The organism is Streptomyces sp. AM8-1-1, from assembly GCF_032229325.1.
Taxonomy (GTDB): domain Bacteria; phylum Actinomycetota; class Actinomycetes; order Streptomycetales; family Streptomycetaceae; genus Streptomyces; species Streptomyces achmelvichensis.
The window spans coordinates 3,759,259-3,776,758 of record NZ_CP135086.1 but is presented as its reverse complement, the minus strand read 5'-3'; the positions used below and the strand labels follow the sequence as shown (position 1 = coordinate 3,776,758).

General features: G+C 71.9%; 13 protein-coding genes and 1 tRNA gene. 8 read left to right on the top strand and 6 right to left on the bottom strand.

Annotation, left to right across the window (positions count from 1 at the left end):
- Window positions 1-96: 96 nt before the first annotated feature.
- Window positions 97-170, top strand: a tRNA-Thr gene (locus tag RPQ07_RS16990).
- 309 nt (window positions 171-479) lie between these two features.
- Here the strand turns inward: RPQ07_RS16990 and RPQ07_RS16985 are convergent.
- Together RPQ07_RS16985 and RPQ07_RS16980 are read right to left on the bottom strand one after the other, a co-directional pair.
- Entirely contained in the window at window positions 480-1,901 is a 1,422-nt protein-coding gene (locus RPQ07_RS16985; RefSeq protein WP_313944991.1) for a M14 family zinc carboxypeptidase, read from the bottom strand.
- Window positions 1,898-2,230 (bottom strand): hypothetical protein, encoded by a 333-nt coding sequence (locus RPQ07_RS16980; RefSeq protein ID WP_313944990.1) that lies wholly within the window; start codon window positions 2,228-2,230, stop codon window positions 1,898-1,900. The genes RPQ07_RS16985 and RPQ07_RS16980 overlap by 4 nt, the downstream gene beginning before the upstream one ends.
- A 398-nt stretch (window positions 2,231-2,628) precedes the next feature.
- Here RPQ07_RS16980 and RPQ07_RS16975 point away from each other — a divergent pair, with 398 nt between their 5' ends.
- On the top strand, window positions 2,629-3,600 hold the full coding sequence (locus RPQ07_RS16975) for a hypothetical protein (protein ID WP_313944989.1): 972 nt from the start codon (window positions 2,629-2,631) through the stop codon (window positions 3,598-3,600).
- Between the two features lie 123 nt (window positions 3,601-3,723).
- On the opposite strand, the gene RPQ07_RS16970 is transcribed toward RPQ07_RS16975, so the two are convergent.
- Window positions 3,724-5,634, bottom strand: a complete 1,911-nt coding sequence (locus RPQ07_RS16970; RefSeq protein WP_313948924.1) for an ABC transporter ATP-binding protein — start codon at window positions 5,632-5,634, stop codon at window positions 3,724-3,726.
- A 566-nt stretch (window positions 5,635-6,200) separates the two neighbouring features.
- Between RPQ07_RS16970 and RPQ07_RS16965 the strand changes: the two genes are divergently transcribed.
- The 5 genes from RPQ07_RS16965 (at window position 6,201) to RPQ07_RS16945 (ending at window position 12,211) form a co-directional block, all read left to right on the top strand.
- Window positions 6,201-6,887, top strand: a complete 687-nt coding sequence (locus RPQ07_RS16965; RefSeq protein WP_313944988.1) for a FadR/GntR family transcriptional regulator — start codon at window positions 6,201-6,203, stop codon at window positions 6,885-6,887.
- A 101-nt stretch (window positions 6,888-6,988) separates the two neighbouring features.
- Complete coding sequence (locus RPQ07_RS16960) at window positions 6,989-8,344, top strand: hypothetical protein (RefSeq protein WP_313944987.1); 1,356 nt, start codon at window positions 6,989-6,991, stop codon at window positions 8,342-8,344.
- Window positions 8,341-10,176, top strand: coding sequence for a GMC family oxidoreductase (locus RPQ07_RS16955; protein WP_313944986.1), 1,836 nt, complete (start codon window positions 8,341-8,343; stop codon window positions 10,174-10,176). The genes RPQ07_RS16960 and RPQ07_RS16955 overlap by 4 nt, the downstream gene beginning before the upstream one ends.
- A 132-nt stretch (window positions 10,177-10,308) precedes the next feature.
- Window positions 10,309-10,821: a SigE family RNA polymerase sigma factor gene (locus tag RPQ07_RS16950; protein WP_313944985.1), complete on the top strand. Its 513-nt coding sequence runs from the start codon at window positions 10,309-10,311 to the stop codon at window positions 10,819-10,821.
- A gap of 130 nt (window positions 10,822-10,951) precedes the next feature.
- Window positions 10,952-12,211, top strand: a complete 1,260-nt coding sequence (locus RPQ07_RS16945; protein WP_313944984.1) for a hypothetical protein — start codon at window positions 10,952-10,954, stop codon at window positions 12,209-12,211.
- Window positions 12,212-12,355: 144 nt separating this feature from the next.
- On the opposite strand, the gene RPQ07_RS16940 is transcribed toward RPQ07_RS16945, so the two are convergent.
- Complete coding sequence (locus RPQ07_RS16940; RefSeq protein ID WP_313944983.1) at window positions 12,356-14,041, bottom strand: bifunctional 3'-5' exonuclease/DNA polymerase; 1,686 nt, start codon at window positions 14,039-14,041, stop codon at window positions 12,356-12,358.
- A gap of 567 nt (window positions 14,042-14,608) precedes the next feature.
- Window positions 14,609-15,874, bottom strand: coding sequence for a helix-turn-helix transcriptional regulator (locus RPQ07_RS16935; protein ID WP_313944982.1), 1,266 nt, complete (start codon window positions 15,872-15,874; stop codon window positions 14,609-14,611).
- 126 nt (window positions 15,875-16,000) lie between these two features.
- Here RPQ07_RS16935 and RPQ07_RS16930 point away from each other — a divergent pair, with 126 nt between their 5' ends.
- Complete coding sequence (locus RPQ07_RS16930; protein WP_313944981.1) at window positions 16,001-16,909, top strand: NADP-dependent oxidoreductase; 909 nt, start codon at window positions 16,001-16,003, stop codon at window positions 16,907-16,909.
- Here RPQ07_RS16930 and RPQ07_RS16925 read toward each other — a convergent pair.
- Entirely contained in the window at window positions 16,899-17,468 is a 570-nt protein-coding gene (locus tag RPQ07_RS16925; protein WP_313944980.1) for a sugar O-acetyltransferase, read from the bottom strand. The genes RPQ07_RS16930 and RPQ07_RS16925 overlap by 11 nt on opposite strands.
- Window positions 17,469-17,500: the final 32 nt, after the last annotated feature.

Here is a 17,500-nt window from a genome sequence, read left to right as displayed (position 1 = left end):
GGGGTGGTTCGGGGCACCCGAAACAACCCTGTAGACTTGGCGCCGCTGCTGATGCGAACGTGTTCTCGCGAGGACGGGTATCGCCGCAGGTAGCTTGCCGCCTTAGCTCAGTTGGCCAGAGCAACGCACTCGTAATGCGTAGGTCTCGGGTTCGAATCCCGAAGGCGGCTCTGTGGAAGCCCCAGGACTCACTCGCCGTGACCTGGGGCTTTTGCTTTTGCCGAATGCGGTGACAGGCCGCCCTGCGGTCCCCGGTCTGAGTCCTGGTCCTCGATTCCCGCCTCGGCGAGCAGTTCCTGAACTCCTCGTGGTCGGCGCGCTCGTCGGCCGTGAGAGCACGACGTGATGCTCATGTCATCGCTCCGCGGCGGCTTGCGCGCATCTTGTCCGGCCCTTTGGTCAGGCAGGAACGGGCAGGACAGGCGTGATCGGGACGGCGTGCCTGCTCTTCTGCGAAGGGTGACAGGAACGAGCCGTGCTCACATGTTCCTCAGGTTCTTCTGAACCGCCGCCGCGGTGAACCGCACCGCCTCTTTGGCCAGTGGCTTGAGCATGTCCGGGATCTTCTCGATCCGGTGCACCCAGATCTTCCAAGGCCAGTCCCACGGCTTCTGGACCGGCCCGAGAGGGCCGGGGCTCGTCGGGTGCGTGAGGGCGTTGTGGCAGAGGGCCGTCATGCCTGAACTGACTTCCTTGATGATCTCTGCCATCTCCTGCCACGGAGGGTGGAAACTCCTGGGGAAGTCGTCCGTGTAATACCTGCCGAACTCGACGACGAGCGCGTGCGCCTTGACGGCGTTGCTGGTCAGGTGGCGACTGTAGGCGTAGTCCGTGACGGTACCGGACGTCGGGTAGGGCATTTTGTCGTTGGAGATGCTGGGAGCCTTCAGCCAGAACGACTGGATGTCGTCGTAGGTCACACCCCGGACCTTGCCGATGGCCTCCGCCATGATCGCGGCGCCGCCCGACACCACTGCCTCGTCCTCAGCTTCGATGAACTCCGCGTACGAGCAGCCCTGCGGCCCTGCGGCCGGTTCGTTCTGCCTGCACGAGGTGCCTCGCTTGCCGTCGTACCGAGACGTCGCGAAGGTCGTGAAGGGGTCCCGCATCTGGTTTTCGTCGTGCCCCCACACGTGCATCACCGTGTTGCTGAAGCTGTGGATGTCGACGTACCAATGCGGTGCCAGGCTGCCGAACGGAGTCGACCACACCAGCGGGGGCCACTTGTCGATCCGGTCGAGCAGCCAGTGGATGTTCCGCGTCTCTGGTTCAGAATTCGGAGTGTGGCCGTGGAAGAGGTCGCTCCCGGGGTTGTCCGACGCCAGAGAGCTCTTGTTCGCGTACGGGGAGAAGTACCGGCGGAAGTCCCAGAGGAACGAGTGGTTGCGGTTGATGTCCACCCCGACGCCATTTCCTCGGGGCGAGCGGTTCTTGCGCCACATCTCGCGGTTGTAGCGGGCTTCTGGGGTCGCTTCCGCGTGGTAAGTCTGCGAAAAATTGCGCCCGTCGGGGTTCACGCACGGAAGGACGACGACATACAGCTCATCGATGATGCGTCTGATGGTGTCCTTGTCGTAGAAGGCTCCTCCGTAGCGGAGGCCGGCACCCGTCTTGTACGCCTCCAGCAGGTCCGCGGCGAACGACAGGCAGATCTCGGCACCGCCCCATTCACGCGCGTGTGCACAGGCGGTGAAGAACACGCATGGCTTACGCGGCCGGTTCAGGAGGTTGCCCAGGAAGCTGCTGTCCCCAATGACCAGAGCGCGGCACCGGCGTCCCTCGAAGGTCGTGTACGGCAGCGTGACGCGGCGCGACAGGTCGGGGTACTCGGCAGCCAGTCCTGAGAGGGCGGAATCCACTTCGCCGACGTTGAGATACCGGTCAAGTGCCAGGTGGGTCATGGCGCCGACTCCTCATCGTCGCGGACCTTCTCCCCGAGGCCTTCCAGCGCAATTCGCCCTTCCGCGAACCGGTCGCCCTTCCCGACGTCTGCCGGTGGCTCGTCCGCGGACTGCGCCACGTGGACCGAGACGTCGTATCCGTCCTGTCTCAGCGATTGCATCTGCTCGCTGCTGGCAATGACACCAACCGACAACGCGCCGTCCGGCTCCTCGGTCACCACCGGTCGGCAGCCGAAATCGAGGGGCTTCAGCAGCAGCTTCTGCATCAATGAGGGCTCGCGTGTGCGGACCGTTCCCACGAGACGGGCCGTCGCTGGTATATCGGCCATGCTTCCACGCTAGGCCGCCAGCGGCGAGGCTGCATCGCGACGCCGGGTCAGTCACCCGCGTCGACCGCGCGGACCTGACGGCACCGCACCGACCTGTCCTGGGTCGGGGGCGGCGGCTCGAGGTGATTGGCGATCAGGCTGGAAGGAGCCGGACGCCGACCCTCGAGGGTGGTGGTGATGGTAGAGCCGTACCAACGGGGGTGTGCGGGGTCGCCGGCATCGCGTCGATCGCCCCCGTTCAGCGCCTTGCGGCGACGCCGGTTCCCCGTGTCCCTTCCGCGGCACGATCGCCAACTCCTCGACCGTCGCTCGCCGCTGGGCGTTCCGGTCCAGGATCTCGGCGTTGTCATCGGTGATGGGCGTGCGACATTCTCCAACAAAGCGCAGAAGGAGCACCTGTGGACATCGTTCTTGACCCGCCCCACGGCGCCGGCCCCGTACGGCTGGGCATGTCCCTCGACGAAGCCGTCGCGGCGGTGTCCCCGTGGGGGCCCCACGAGGTCGAGCAGGACGACGACGAGAGGACGATCTACACCTCCTGCGGGAACGTGCGCGTCAACATCCTGCTGGAGGAGTCGGGCAAGGCAGTCACCGCAGTCGAGTTGTGGTGGCCGGGCGAGGGCCGGGAGGCGGACGTGCGGGTCCTGCTCGACGGTGACGACGTCTTCGCCACCCCCGCCGAGGACCTGTTCCGCCGGGCGGCCGAGCGTGGCTGGACCGTCAACACCTCCGAGGCCGAGTACCCGTTCGTTGCCGGCGTCTCCCTCGGCTTCACCCGCCAGACCGGCCAAGAGGTGCCCCGCACCGCACAAGGGCTTCCGGTCCACGTCACCTCGGTGCTGGTCGCGGGCGAGCACTACTACGACCAGCCCGCTCACGCTCAGCCCATGGCCACAGTGACCGCGATGCTGGAAGAACTCCGGGCCCTCGTCCCGCTGACCGCCGAGGGTGCGGCGGCGCGGTTCTCGGCCCAGGAGTGGACGCCCGGGGGCAAGCCCCGTGACGGCGTGGAGACGTCGTGGGACAAGGACGGCGTCGGGGGCTGGATCCAGACGTTCGGCGGTGGGGCGGTCAGCGTCTCGTTCGCCGTGTGGATCCGTGATGTCGACGCCTCGGGCTACTTCGACGACCTGGACGCCGTTTACGAGGAGGGCGAGCAGGTGCTGTCCGGGTTCCTCCCCGAGATCGAGGCATCCCCCCTCGCCGGGCACCTCGTTCCGGCCGAGCAGACAGCGGAGGACCGGGACGAGTTCATCGACGTGCGGAAGTGGGCCCTGGACGGCCAGGTCCTCACCGCCGGTGTCGTACAGCAGGACGCCGACCTCCCGGTCATGGTCGTGGTCGCGCTGGAACAGCCCGCGAGCGTCTGAAGCGGCTTGGCGAGCGCTGCTCCCCGTGCTCTTCCGTACGGGCGTCTCGTCCATATCTCCGCGAGGGCACGATGCACGGTCGGCGGCCGTGCATCGCCCCGTCACCCCGGTCGACGCCGGGGCTCAGTCCCCCCGCCCCGGCGCCTCCCGCACACCCTCCCCCCGCTGCCCCGGAACCCGTGCCGGTCCCTCGTGCACGTACTGCCTCGACTGGATCAGGTACATCTTGCGGAACGCCCCCTCCTCCACAGCCATCAGCTCGTCGAACGAGCCGTGTTCCGTCACGCTGCCCTCGTCCAGGACGTAGATCTCGTCCGCGTGCCGGACACTGTGCAGGCGGTGGGTGATCAGGATGACCGTCTGGCCCTCCGCCGACAGCGCGCGGATCTGGTCGAAGGCCCGCTGTTCCGCCTCCGCGTCCAGTGCGCTCGTCGGTTCGTCGACCACCAGGATCTGGGCGTCGCGGTGGCGGGCGCGGGCGATGCCGAGGCGTTGCCACTGGCCGCCCGAGATCTGGTGGCCGCCCTTGTAGCCGCGGGCGAGCAGGGTGTCCCAGCCGCGGGGGAGCGAGGCCACCGTCTCGTCGGCGCCCGCGTATTCGGCCGCCGCGTCCAGCAGCGGTTCGTCGTGCGGGGCTTCGGGGCGGCCGATGGCCACGTTGATACGGGCCGTGAAGGGCCAGCGGTAGAAGTCCTGGGCCACCACGGCCACACGGTCGAACAGCGCGGTCCGGTCGGCCTCGGTGGTGTCCACGTCGTCCCACAGGATGCGGCCCGAGTCCGGGGCGTACAGGCCGCAGAGCAGTTTGGCCAGGGTGGACTTGCCGCTGCCGTTGTTGCCGACCAGGGCGACGATCCGGCCGGCGGGGATCGTGACGTCAACGCCGGTGAGCGCCGGCTTGTCGTCGGTGGTGCCCGGATAGGTGAAGGAGACGTTCTCGAACTGAATCGTGCGGACCTTCTCCGGCAGCGGGACTCCGGACGCGGGGATCAGACGGCGGTCGGCCTCCCGGCACAGGCGGTCGAGGTCGGCGACGAACAGGCTTTCCTCGTAGAGGAAGTTGAGCTGCACGACCAGCCCTTCGAGGTTGGCGGAGCCCGTGCGGACGGCGATGACCGCGGTGCCGGCGACGGCCAGGTCCATGGCTCCGGTCCACAGCAGTGCGCCGAGGGTGGCGTACGTCGCCGCGGTGGTGATGCCCGTCCAGCCGGAAGCGACCAGGCCGGTGCGGGCCGCGAGAGAGGCCAGGCGGGTCTGTTCCTTCTCACCCGTCTCGGCCATCGTCCGGAAGTGCCTGAGCAGGAACGGGCCGATGTTGTGGACGCGTACCTCGGCCGCGGCCTGGGCGTCGATGAGCAGACGTCCGAGGAGCTGGCCGGCGCGGGCGTGCTGGATCCAGGTGTGGAAGGAGACATAGCGCCGGCGCGCGATCGTCAGTGAACTCCAGGCGCTGGGCAGGGTCATGAGGGCGAGGAGGGGGAGCAGGACGGGGTGGAGCACGGTCAGTACGCCCGCCGCGGCGATGAACGAGATGGCCGCGGTGACCACCGACGTACAGAACTTGATCATCCGGCGGGCCGACTCGGCGCCCCACTGCGCCGAGTCCAGCAGTTTGTGGAACTCCTCGTCCTCGACGGCGGCCAGTTCGACGCGCGCCACCCGCTCCAGGTACTCCTCGGTGGCCACCCGGTAGACCTTGGGCTCCAGCCGGCCCGTGCCGGCGGTGGAGGCGGACCGCAGCAGCGCGCCGATCAGGGCCGTGACCGCGACGGCGAGGAACGCGGGCAGGGCCTCGGTGAGCCGTTCGCTGGTCCTGCCGCCGTTCAGGACGTGTGTGAGGACCTGGCTGACGGCGACGAGCCCGACGGCCTGGGCGATGCCACCGCCGAGTTCCGCGCCGGCGACCCAGCGCAGCGCGCGCGGGTCGGCGCGGTGCGCCAGCCGGATCGTGGAGGCGATCAGCCGGGGCATGCGCGCCACCATCGTGCGCAGGTCGAGTTCCAGGAAGGAGCCGTGATGCTGGTTCCAGCCCATGTCGTAGCGGAGGGGGCCGCCGAAGAGGAGGCGTTCGGACTCCGACACGTCCTCCGCGCCCGCCGCCGATGCGTCTGTCGAGGTGTCCGATGAACCGTCCGTCGAGTCGGTGGTGCCCGTGGTGTCCGACGCGTCGGTCGATGTGTTCGCCGATGTGTCCGTCGTGCGGGGCGAGCGGCGCCTCATGCGCGCCACCCCGCTCCCAGAAGTTCCTTTCCGTCCCAATCGAACGCCAGGTGAACGCCGATCACAGGGGTAGAGGGATGCATCAACTCTCCTCGGCCGTCGGGTGCTGCGCTGGAGCCTGACCAACGCTGCTGATCAGCGAGGCGTAACGGGGTGCATGCCGAGCAAAAGTTCGATCATGCGGCCGGTGGGCCGGTGGGGGTCCGGGTGGGGTGGCCGTGATGCGTAGTTCGAATCACCCGGACGGTCATCCCCACCCGATTCGGGGATTGCGCCGAGGGCTTCTCAACGGCAGGTGCGGTCCGGGCCATTGACGGCGGCGACCCGGCATTGGTTGAGTGGCTCATCCACTGAGCCACTCAATCCCGGGGAGGGAACTCGTGGAGGCACTGCCCCGCGAAACCATCGTCGACGTCCTGGAGTCCCGGCTGCGCGAGGACATCCTCGACGGACGGCACCCCGCCGGCAGCTATCTGCCCCCCGAGCGGCAGCTCGCCGACGGATACGGCGTCACCCGCACCACCCTCAAGCACGCATTCGGCCGGCTCGTCCAGGCCGGGCTGCTGGAGACCCGGCACGGGGTCGGCACCCGGGTGCGCGACTACGCACGGCTCGGCGGCGCCGATCTGCTGCCGATGCTGGTGCGGCACAGCCCCGACTGGATCGGCGAGATCTTCGAAGTCCGGCGCAGCATCGGCGCGTTGATCGCCGAGCGGGCCGCGGGGAGAGCCACCGCGAAGCAGCGGGCCGAACTGCGGGAACTGCTGGAGGCGGTGCGTACGGCCGAAGGCGGCGACCCGGTCCAGCTCGCCGACATCGACGTGCACCGGGCGCTCGCCCGCGCCACCGGCAACCGTGTCTATGTGCTGCTCACCAACACCCTGTTCAACGCCTATGTGCCCGTACGGGCCGCCCTGGTGGGCCCGTTCACCGATCCGCAGGCGGCGCACCGCCGGCTGGCGCCGGTGGTCGAGGCCGTCGCGGCCGGTGACGAGAGTGCCGCGAGGCGGGCGGCCGAGGCGTATCTGACGGCCACCGAACGGATCATGCTGGAGGGGCTCGCATGAGGACACCGCGCAGGAATACACCCCGCACGAGCACGCGCCCACCTCGTACCAGCGCAAGCACGGGTGGCACGAGCTCACGGGGAACGTCGTTCAGCGAGACCATGCTCGGCACGGTCCGCCTCGACGGCGAGGACCGCAGCCGCCCGATCCGCCTCGACCTGCGTGTCACGGCCGACCGTGTGCTGCGCCCCCTGGGCACGACCGAAGCACACGCCTCGGGCCGTGTCCGCATCGCCGGGCGGGCCGACGACTCTTCCGCCGCAGGGGAGTTGGAGATATCGCCGCTGGCCAGGCGGCGCATCCGCTACCGGCTCTCCTTCACCGCCGACGGCCGGCGTCTCACCCTCGACGGCTGGAAGTCCGTGAATCCGCGCCACCCGGTGAAGTCGATGACCGTCCTGCCCTTCACGCTCCACGAGGACGGGGCCCCGGTCGGCGAAGGAACGCTCCGCTTCCCCGTGGCGACCGGCCTGCTGCCCTTCCTCGCCGGTTTCCGCTTCCCCCGCGCGGTGGACGGAGGCGGTCTGATGGCGCCGCGGTGGCGGGGCGAGCCCGGCCGTACCGAGGTCTGGTACACCACGGCGACCGACCCGGCCACCGGCACCGGACTGTGGCTCCATCACGAACTCACCGCGCCCGCCGACGGATCGGAACCGTACGCCCACGGCTGGGCCGCGGTCTTCCCCAAGGACGAGCCGGTACGGCACGCCCGCTTCGGCCCCGGGAAGTGGGCGGGCGGCGAGCACGGGTTCAGCGCCGACGGCATCTCGGCCGTGCCCGGACAGCTGACCGGTTCGGCAGGTGAGCTGCGCTGGGACCTGACGGAACAGGCGGCCGACACACCCCTGTTCACCTTTCCCCGCTGGTCCTGGCGCCGCCCGCTGCTGCCCGCCGCGCAGATCCTCCCGGCCGCGCGCGCCTCGTACGGCGGCACCGTCTCGTACGGGAGCACGACCCTGCGACTGGCCGGCGCCCCCGGGGCGTCCGCCCGGATCTACGGCCACGGCAACGCGCACCGCTGGGCCTGGCTGCATGCCGACCTCGGCGGCGGGGACGTCCTGGAGATCGTCACCGCCGTATCCCGGCGCCCCGGTCTGCGCCGGCTGCCGCCGCTGGTCTTTCTGAGGCTGCGCCGCTCCGGCCGGACCTGGCCGCGGCGGGCGGAGCGCTCGGCGGTCGGGTGGGGCGGGCTGTGGCGCTTCCGCTCGCAGATCGGCCTGCCCACCTGGACGGTCACCGGCCGCGCAGGGCTGCGGCGTATCCGGGTCGAGGTCACCCAGCCCGACGAGCGCACCCTCGCGCTCGGCTACACCGACCCGGACGGTGCGCAGGCCGTCTGCCGCAACAGTGAACGCGCCGATGCCCACGTCCTGTTGGAGCGGTGGTGGGGCGGTTGGCGTACGGAGCGGGAGTGGCATCTCGACGGCACGGCGCACGCCGAGGTGGGCACCCGATGAGCCTCGACGGTCTGGTGGCCGCGCTCATCGCCGACGACGGCACCGAGCGGTGGCCCGCGCGGGTGCCCCGGCGGCTGGAGACCGTCCTCGGTTCGATGCCCCTGCCCGCGCGCGCCGGACTGCGGGCGGCGGCCGGCGCCCTCGACGCGTACGCCCTGGCACGGGACGGGCGCAGGCTCGCCGAACTCACCCCGGGCGAACGGGAATCGGTGCTGGGATCGCTCGGCGCCCGGCCCGCGCTGCTGCCGCTGCTCGATGTCCTGAAGGTGCCGGTCCTGCTGGCCGCGGGCACCGAGCGGATGCTGCACCAGGGCCCCCGCCCGCTCTTCCCGGCACCCGAGGATCCGCCGCTGGACTGCACCCCCGCCGGGGAGTGGCCGGCCCGATCGACCGCCGACGCGGTGGTGATCGGTTCGGGTGCGGGCGGCGCGACCGCCGCACGGACGCTCGCCCGCGCGGGTCTCGACGTCGTCGTCCTGGAGGAGGGGCACCACCACTCCACGGCCTCCTTCGGCCGCCGCACACCGCTCGACCGGTTCGCCGAGCTCTACCGCGACGGCGGCGCCACGGTCGCGCTCGGCAACCCGCCGCTGCTGCTGCCGGTGGGCCGCGCCGTCGGCGGTACGACGGTCGTCAACTCCGGTACCTGCTACCGCACTCCGGACCATGTCCTCGACCGCTGGACGAGCGAGTTCGGCTTCTCGCCCGCGGAGCGCTTCGGCCCCTGTCTCGACGAGGCCGAACGCACACTGCGGGTCGCGCCGCAGCCCCTCGACGTCCTCGGCAACAACGGCCGGCTCGCACTCGCCGGAGCCGAGGCCCTCGGCTGGGCGGCCTCGCCGCTTCGGCGCAACGCTCCCGGCTGCAAGGGCTCCTGCCAGTGCGTGGTGGGCTGTCCCACCGGCGCGAAGCAGAGCGTGCAACTGTCCGTGCTGCCCGACGCGTGCGCCGCGGGCGCGCGGATCGTCACGGGCGCCCGGGTCCGCCGGATCCTGGTGGACGCCGACCGTCCGGGCGGTGCGCGGGCCGCGGGAGTTCTCGTACGCCGCGAGGACGGCGGCGAGCTGGAGATCCTCGCCCCGCTGGTGGTCGTCGCGGCGGGCGCCCTGCAGTCACCGCCCCTGCTGCGGCGCTCGGGACTCGGCGGGCATCCGCGCCTCGGCCGGAACCTGAGCGTTCACCCCGCCACCAGCGTGGCCGGGCGCTTTGCCGAACCGGTCACCGCCTGGGAGGGGGTCCTCCAGAGCGTCGGCGTCGAGGAACTCCACGACGGCGGCGTCCTGATCGAGGCGACCGCGACCCCGCCGGGGATGGGCTCCTTCGTCCTCCCGGGCCTCGGCGGCGAACTGCGCCGCGAACTGGAGGCCACCGACCGTCTCGCCACCCTGGGCGCGATGATCGCCGACCGCCCATCGGGCCGGGTCGTCGGCCGCGACCGCACGCTGATCCGCTACGACCTGGACCGGCGGGACGCGGGCCGCCTCATGCGCTCGGTACGGGCCATGGGCCGGCTCCTGTTCGCGGCGGGCGCGGAGGAGGTCCTCACGGGCATCCCCGCCGCGCCCCGGGCCCGTGACCTGGCGCAGCTGGACACCGTCCTCGCCGGGGTCACGGCACGGCAGCTGCATCTGTCGGCGTACCACCCGACGGGGACGGTCGCGGCGGGAAGCAGCCCGGAGCGCGCCCCGGCGGACGAGACCGGGATGCTGCGGGGCGTGACGGGCGTGCTGATCGCCGACGCCTCGGTGCTGCCGGGCTGCCCGGAGGTCAATCCGCAGCTGAGCATCATGGCGGCGGCGCTGGCGGTGACGGAGGCGTATCTGGAGGGGTGAACCGCAGGTGGAGGCACCCCCGCCACCACCCGGGAAGAAGGCGGTGCAACATTTCGCCCAGGGTGGCGCGTCGATGAGGTGGGGGGGCCGGAGCCCTTCGGTCGCGGTGGGAAACAGGGGGGACGGGGAGGCATGAGACAGTCCCGCGAGGACGGGTTCATGGAGTTCGCAGGCGGGCTCACGGGACATCTGTTTCGTTTCGCGTGCCTTCTCACCAGTGGTGACACCTACCTCGCGGAGGATCTGGTGCAGGAGACGCTGGGCCGGATGTATCTGAAGTGGGGGCGGATCTCCCAGGTGGACAACCCCGCCGCGTACGCCCAGACCGTTCTGGTGCGGACCTTCCTCACCTACCGGCGCAGGCGTTCCGCGGACGAACGGCCGGTGGCGGATCTGCCCGACGCCCCGGTCATCACCGGAAGCGATCCGCTGCTGCGGCTGGCGCTGCTCCAGGCGCTCGGGCAACTGCCGCCGAAGGACCGGGCCGTGGTGGTGCTCCGTTACTGGGAGGACCGCAGCATCGAGGAGACGGCCGACGCCATGAACGTCAGCTCGGCCGCCGTACGCACCCGGGCGTCGCGGGCGCTGGCACGGCTACGGGCCCAGCTCGGCGGCAGTCTCGCCGAACTCGTCGCCGCCACCTGAGCCTTCGCCGCCGATGCCTCGGCCAGGTGTTCCGTCCGCACCGCAGCCACGATCCCACCGCCGTATCCCTACCAGCCAAGACCTCCCTCAACTCCGGCCCACCGGCGCCGACTGGAGATGGTGAACCGCCATGCCCCTCGACAACGACACCGAAGAGACCCCCGACACCCGCTTCGAGAACGACCTCGGTGAGATCATGCGGCGCACCGGCGGCACGTTCGTCGCCGACGGGCGGGGCCTGCTCACCGCGGGGGCACTCCGGGGCCGCCGCAAGGTTGCCCGCCGCTGTGCCACGGTCCTGACCGGAGGCGTGCTGACGCTGGCCGCGCTGGGGACGGCCGGGTTGTACATCACCGGCGGATCCGGGGACGACAGCGCGTCGGTGGCGGACGCGACACCGACTCGGACACACTCCTCTGCCCCGCGGGACGGCGCATCCCCCACCCCTGGCCCCTCCGGCGGAAGCGGCCCGAAGGAGGACCCCACGTCCTTCATGCGGGCGCACGCCGACCAGATGATCAAGCTGCTCGAGATCAGTCTCCCGGTCCTCCCGAAGGGGGAGTTCAGCAAGCAGCGGGGCACCAGCAACATGGGCGGTCCCGGCGCGGCCGACGCCTCGCTCGTCTACGACGACAGTTACGGGGCCTCACTCGTCTCGATCTCCGCCCGGCGCGTCGACCCCAAGGATCCGAAGGTCCGGCAGTCGCTGAAGTGCCCGAAGGCCACGACCGGTTCCGTGTGCAAGGTCGGTGCCTTCGGTGAGAAGAACGAGCAGGGCCATGTGGGCGGCGGATCCGCCGGGGTGAAGGTCTGGAAGTCCACCCGGATCTCGGCGGACGGCTTTCTGCTCCAGGCGGTCGAGTACAACGCGCCCTCACCGACGGGCACTCCCACCCGGAACGAACCCCCGCTCAGTCCTCTTCAACTGGATGAGCTGGCGGCGAGTGTGGAGGGGGCTTTCACCAAGTACGGCGTCATGAACGCGGAGGCGTTCACTAGCCCGCGCCCCGTCCAGAACAGCTGGGAGGTCTTCGAGACGCTCAGCGGCCTGGTGCCGGCCGGGTACGCGTCGGCCGGCCTGGGCGGCGGCGGTGACGAAGGCTATGTGATCGTGCGCGACAAGCAGACGAACACCAAGACGTTCCTGCGGGTGCGGCTGGGCCACGGCACGGCGGACGGCGGCAGGGTCGTCACCCGGGACGAGGCAGGCAAGCACGCGGGCACCGTGGGGTGGACGGCCGAAACCGTGACCGCGAAGGGTCTGCGGGTGACGGTCACGTCCTACAACGCGGAGTATCCGCACAAGCCGCCTGTGCTCTCCGCGCCTCCGTTCACCAAGGCTCAACTGTCCGCGATCGCCACCGACGAGGTGTGGCAGACGCTCAAGTAGCGGCTCCCCGTCCTCGGTCGCCCGGTCCTTGGTCCCTCGGCCTCGGTCGCCCGGCGGCCGGTCCGTCGGGGCGCGGGTCCCCGTCCTCGGGTCGTCCGGCCGCCGGTCCGTCGGCGCGGTCGCGGTCCCGGTCGCGGTGACGCGTCACTTCGCGTCCGCGTAGCACTCCACCACCGCCGTGCTGAAGGGGAACCGCACCGGCGTCTGCCCGAAGGCGATCCGCCCCGCCAGCTCTCCGGACTCGCGGATCGCCTTCGCCACTGCCTCCGCCTCCTCCGCGGGGCAGTGCACGATCACCTCGTCGTGCTGGAAGAAGACCAGCTCCGCGCGCATGCCGGCGGTCGCCTGCCGCAGGGCCGCGAGCAGCAGGAGTGCCCAGTCCGCCGCGCTGCCCTGCACCACGAAGTTACGGGTGAACCGGCCGCGCGCCCTGGCATTGGACGAGGCGTAGCCCGGGGTGAACTCGCCGTCCTGGGACGGTTGTTCCGCGGTCTCCTGTGGGATGCCCGCCTCGTCGGCCTCGGCCGCGCCGGCCGCGCGCGGGCTGGTGCGGCCGAGCCAGGTGCGGACGAGGCGGCCCTCCTCGCCGGCCCGGGCCGCATCGTCCACATACGCCACCGCCAGCGGGAATCTGCGGCGCAGGGCCGCCAGGTTCTTCAGTCCGTCGCCCGACGTCTGGCCGTAGATCGCGCCCAGGAGTGCCACTTTGGCGTGGTCGCGGTCGCCGGAGAAGGCGCGGTCGGACAGGACCGAGTACAGATCGCCGTCGTGGCCGGCGACGTCCATCAGACCCGGGTCGCGCGAGATGGCGGCCAGCACGCGCGGCTCCATCTGGTCGGCGTCCGCGACGACGAGCCGCCAGCCCTCGTCCGCGACCACCGCCCGCCGGATCACCTTCGGGATCTGCAGGGCGCCGCCGCCGTTGGTCGTCCAGCGGCCGGAGACGGAGCCGCCCGGCAGATACCCGGGCCGGAAGCGGCCGTCCCGCACCCAGTCCTGGAGCCAGCTCCAGCCGTGCGCGACCCAGATCCGGTACAGCTTCTTGTACTGGACCAGCGGCTTCACGGCCGGGTGGTCGATCTCCTCCAGTTCCCAGCGGCGCGTCGACCGCAGCCTGATGCCCGCCTGGGCGAAGGCCTTGATGACATCCGCGGGCAGATCGGGGCGCACCCGCCGGCCGAACGCGGCCGACACCTCGTCCGCCAGCTCGGCCAGCCGGCGCGGCTCCCCGCCGCCCGCGTACCGCTCGCCCAGCAGTTCATGCAGGACGCCGCGGTGGACGTCCGCCCGCCACGGCAGCCCGGCGAGGTTCATCTCGGCCGCCACGAGCATGCCCGCCGACTCGGCGGCGGTGAGCAGTCGCATCCGCCCGGGGTGTTCGGTGGCGTCGTGCCGGCGCAGCTGGTCGGCGTACACCTCCAGCAGGGACTCCAGCGGTACGGGAACCGGCTGGGGTTCGAACAGCGAGGACTGCGAGCCCGGTTCGGCGGCGCGCGGGGGCGGATCGGGGGGTACGGGGCCGTTGTGCAGCCGGGCCAGGGCCGCCGCCGCCGAGTGGGGCTCCCCGAGCCGCCCCTCATGGCCGAGGAGCAGCAGCTCAGCGTCCTCGATGTCGTAGCACCGCTCGACCCTGACGCCGGCCGACAGCAGACGGGGATACATGTCGGCGGTCGAGCGCCACACCCAGCGCCCGACCTCCGGCCGGGAGCGGACGGCCTCGGCGAGGTCGGGCTCCGTGATGACGGGCCCGGCGGGCAGGCCGTCGGGGCCGAGGGGCACGAGCTGCGCCCCACCGCCCTCCGCAGCCGCCAGAGCCCATCGGTCGCTCATGGATTCGAGTGTGGCAGGCGGGTGTGACAACGGCGGCGGACCCGCCGAGCGTCCGGACCGGATCGGCCCGTGGCCCGGGCCGGGTCGGCCTGTGGCCCGGGACGGGCCGTGAACGCGAATCGGGCCCCCGAGCCCGCCGAGCGGCCGGACCCGGACCCGCCGAGCGGCCGGACCCGGATCGGCCCGTGCCTGGACCGGATCGACCTGCGGCCAGGACCGGGTCGACCTGTGGTTCCGGGACGGGCCGTCGCGCGAAACCGGCCCCGGGCCCGCCGAGCGGCCGGACCCGGCTCGGCCCGTGGCCCGGATCGGATCGACCCGCGGCCCGGGACGGGCCGTCGCCCGAAGCGGCCCCGGATCTGCCGAGCGGCCGGACCGGATCGACCTGCGGCCCGGACCGGATCGACCCGCGGCCCGGGACGGGCCGTCGCGCGAACCGGCCCCCCCGGCCCGCCGAGTGGAACCCCTCGCATCACCGCGCGCCGGACCGACCGCCGCCCGAACCAGTCCCCCCGGAGAACCTTCGGGCCGCCGCGAAGCCCCCCGGGCGCGGTTGCCCCGACTGCCCTACGCCACCGCGTGGAACAGCGCCGACGCCTCTCCGCGCGAGGCCACTCCCAGCTTCGTCAGGATGTTCGCGACGTGGAACTTCACCGTCGACTCGCTGATGTGCAGCTCCTGCGCGATCACCCGGTTGCGGTGCCCCCGGGCCAGATGCGTCAGCACCTCCAGCTCCCTCGCCCCGAGCGCGCCCAGCGGATTCTCGGGGGACGACTGGGGTGTCCCCAGCGGGATCGTCGCCGTGACCGTCGTGCCCCAGCCCGGTACGGCGTCCGTGTCGAGCCGACCGCCCAGCGCCTCCAGACGTTCGGTGACCCGGTGCGGTTCGAGCGTGCACGACGAGATCCTGCCCGGGCCGTCGTCCCGTACCGTCGCCCGCAGTTCGTTGTCGGTGAGGGTCCAGCCGACGTGCATCCGGCTCAACCCGTCCTGTTCCAGCACGGTCAGCACCACGGCCCGGACGACGGCGCGTGCCGCGTGGGCCACGTCGTTGGCCAGCGGCCGCGCCGAGTCGGGCGCGCCCAGCTCCAGCCGGACCGGGCTGTAGCGGAGCATCGGCCGCAGCGAGTCGGCGAGGCGGGCGAAGGCCTGACCGGCGGGCTCCTCGGCGACGGCCTGGTCGAGTTCGCGCTCCGAGCGCAGATCGACGAGGGCGTTGACCGCCAGGTCGACGGCGGCCGCGCGGGCCGCGGCATCGTCCAGGCCGCGGCTGCGCAGGACCCCGAGCAGTCCGGACAGTGCGGTCGCGTGCGCCTCCGTCAGCTCGGCGATCACGCGTGCCCGCTCACCCGCGGCCGCCCGCGACTGGGCCAGCGGCCCGGGCACCGCCTCGGTGGCGAGCCGGTCGAAGTGGCTGGTCACCAGGTCCCACATGGCCTGGACGACGGCGGAGTCCTGCTCCGCCACCGGGCTGTCGTCGGCGCGTACGAGGACGAGCAGCGCCCCGCGCGGGGTCGCGTCGCTCGTCACGGCCAGCACCGGGTGCTCGGCCCCGCCGATGCGGACCGTGCCCTGCCAGGGCTCGCCCGCGGTCACGGAGGCGGCCAGTGGATGCAGTTCGGCCACGGTGATCCGCCCGGCCTGCGCACTGTCGCCGGCCGTCTTGAAGGGGGAGTGCGCGCAGTGCGTGGACAGTTCGGCCGCGGCCACATGGGGGACGACACCGCCCAGCGCCCGGGACAGCCGGGGCAGGATCTGCCCGAGCGGCTGCCGGACCACGTCGTAGGCGGCGGCCAGCGCGGGCACGGCTGACGTGGACCCGGTGAGTTCCATGGGTGCCAGCGTACGACCGGGGCCGGCCGGGCCGGCTGTCCTTTCGGCCAGGTCCAACCGTCCCAAGGGCGGGCCGGACCCGGCCGTCCCGCGAGCAAGGCTTGGTTACGGCGGAAGGAGCCAGACATGGAAGCGATCGTCTTCGAGGAGTTCGGAGGACCCGAGGTGCTGCGTCTCGTGGAGACCGCGAAGCCGCAGCCCGGACCGGGCCAGGTGCGGGTACGGGTCGCGGCGGCGGGCGTCAACCCGCTCGACCACAAGATCCGCAACGGCTGGATGCAGGCGGTGTTCCCCACCCCGCTCCCCGCGACCCCGGGCGCGGAGTTCGCCGGGACCGTCGACGCGGTCGGTGAGGGCGTCACGGACACGGCGGTCGGTGACGAGGTCCTGGGGTGGACCGCGACCGGCGCGTATGCGCAGTACGCCCTGAGCTCGTCCTATGCGCCGAAGCCGGCCGGTCTCGACTGGGCGGCCGCGGCCGCCCTGCCCGTCGCGACCGAGACCGCCGCACGGGTACTGGCCCTGCTCGGCGTGCGGTCCGGCGAGACCCTGCTGGTGCACGGGGCCGCGGGCGTGGTCGGCGCGACGGCCGTGCAGCTCGCGGTGGCGGCCGGTGCGGAGGTCGTCGGCACGGCGTCCCCTGCCAACCACGACTACGTCAGAAGCCTCGGTGCGACTCCGGTGGCGTACGGCGAGGGGCTCGTCGGACGGGTACGCGCGGTGGCGCCCCGGGGTGTGGACGCCGTGTTCGACGCGGCAGGAAAGGGCGCGCTGCCCGACTCGATCGAGCTGCGTGGCGGCAGGGCCGAGCGGATCGTCACCATCGCCGATCCGGAGGCGGGGACCTTCGGGGTGACGTTCTCCGCGAACAGCGTCGAGGCACCCGAGCCCGCGCTCGCCGAGCACGCCCGGCTGGCGGCCGACGGCACCCTGCGCGTCACGATCGTGGAGACCTTCCCGCTGGCGGAGGCGGCCAAGGCGCAGACGCTGAGCGAGACGGGCCATGCGCCCGGGAAGATCGTGATCACTCCGTAGCGTCCGTGAGGGTGCGGATCACCCGGGCCGGGCTGCCGACCGCGAGCACCCCGGCCGGGAGATCCCGGGTGACCACGGACCCGGCCCCGACGACGGTGTTCTCGCCGATCGTCACACCGGGGCAGACGATCACCCCGCCGCCGAGCCAGACGTTGTCGCCGATGGTCACCGGCTCGGCCTTCTCCCAGCCCGCGCGGCGGCGCTCGGTGTCCAGTTCATGGGTCGCGGTGAGGAGCTGGACGTTCGGGCCGATCTGCACGTCCGCGCCGACGGTGATCGGCGCCGGGTCCAGGAAGACCGCGTTGACGTTGATGAACGTCCGGTCCCCGATGGAGATGTGGTGGCCGTAGTCGCACTGGAACGGCGGCCGGATGTTCACGTTCTCGCCCACGGAGCCCAGCAGTTCGGCCAGGATCCGCGCCCGGTCGGCGGGTGCCGCGCCGCCGTTCGCGTTGTAGGCGGCGCACAGCGCGAAGCGCCGCTCGGTGTCCGCCCCCAGCTCGGGGTCGTCCGGGAGGTACCACTCACCGGCCAGCATGCGGTCCTTGTTCTCGCCCACGTCAGCTCCTCCCGGCCTCCCGGCCTCCCGGA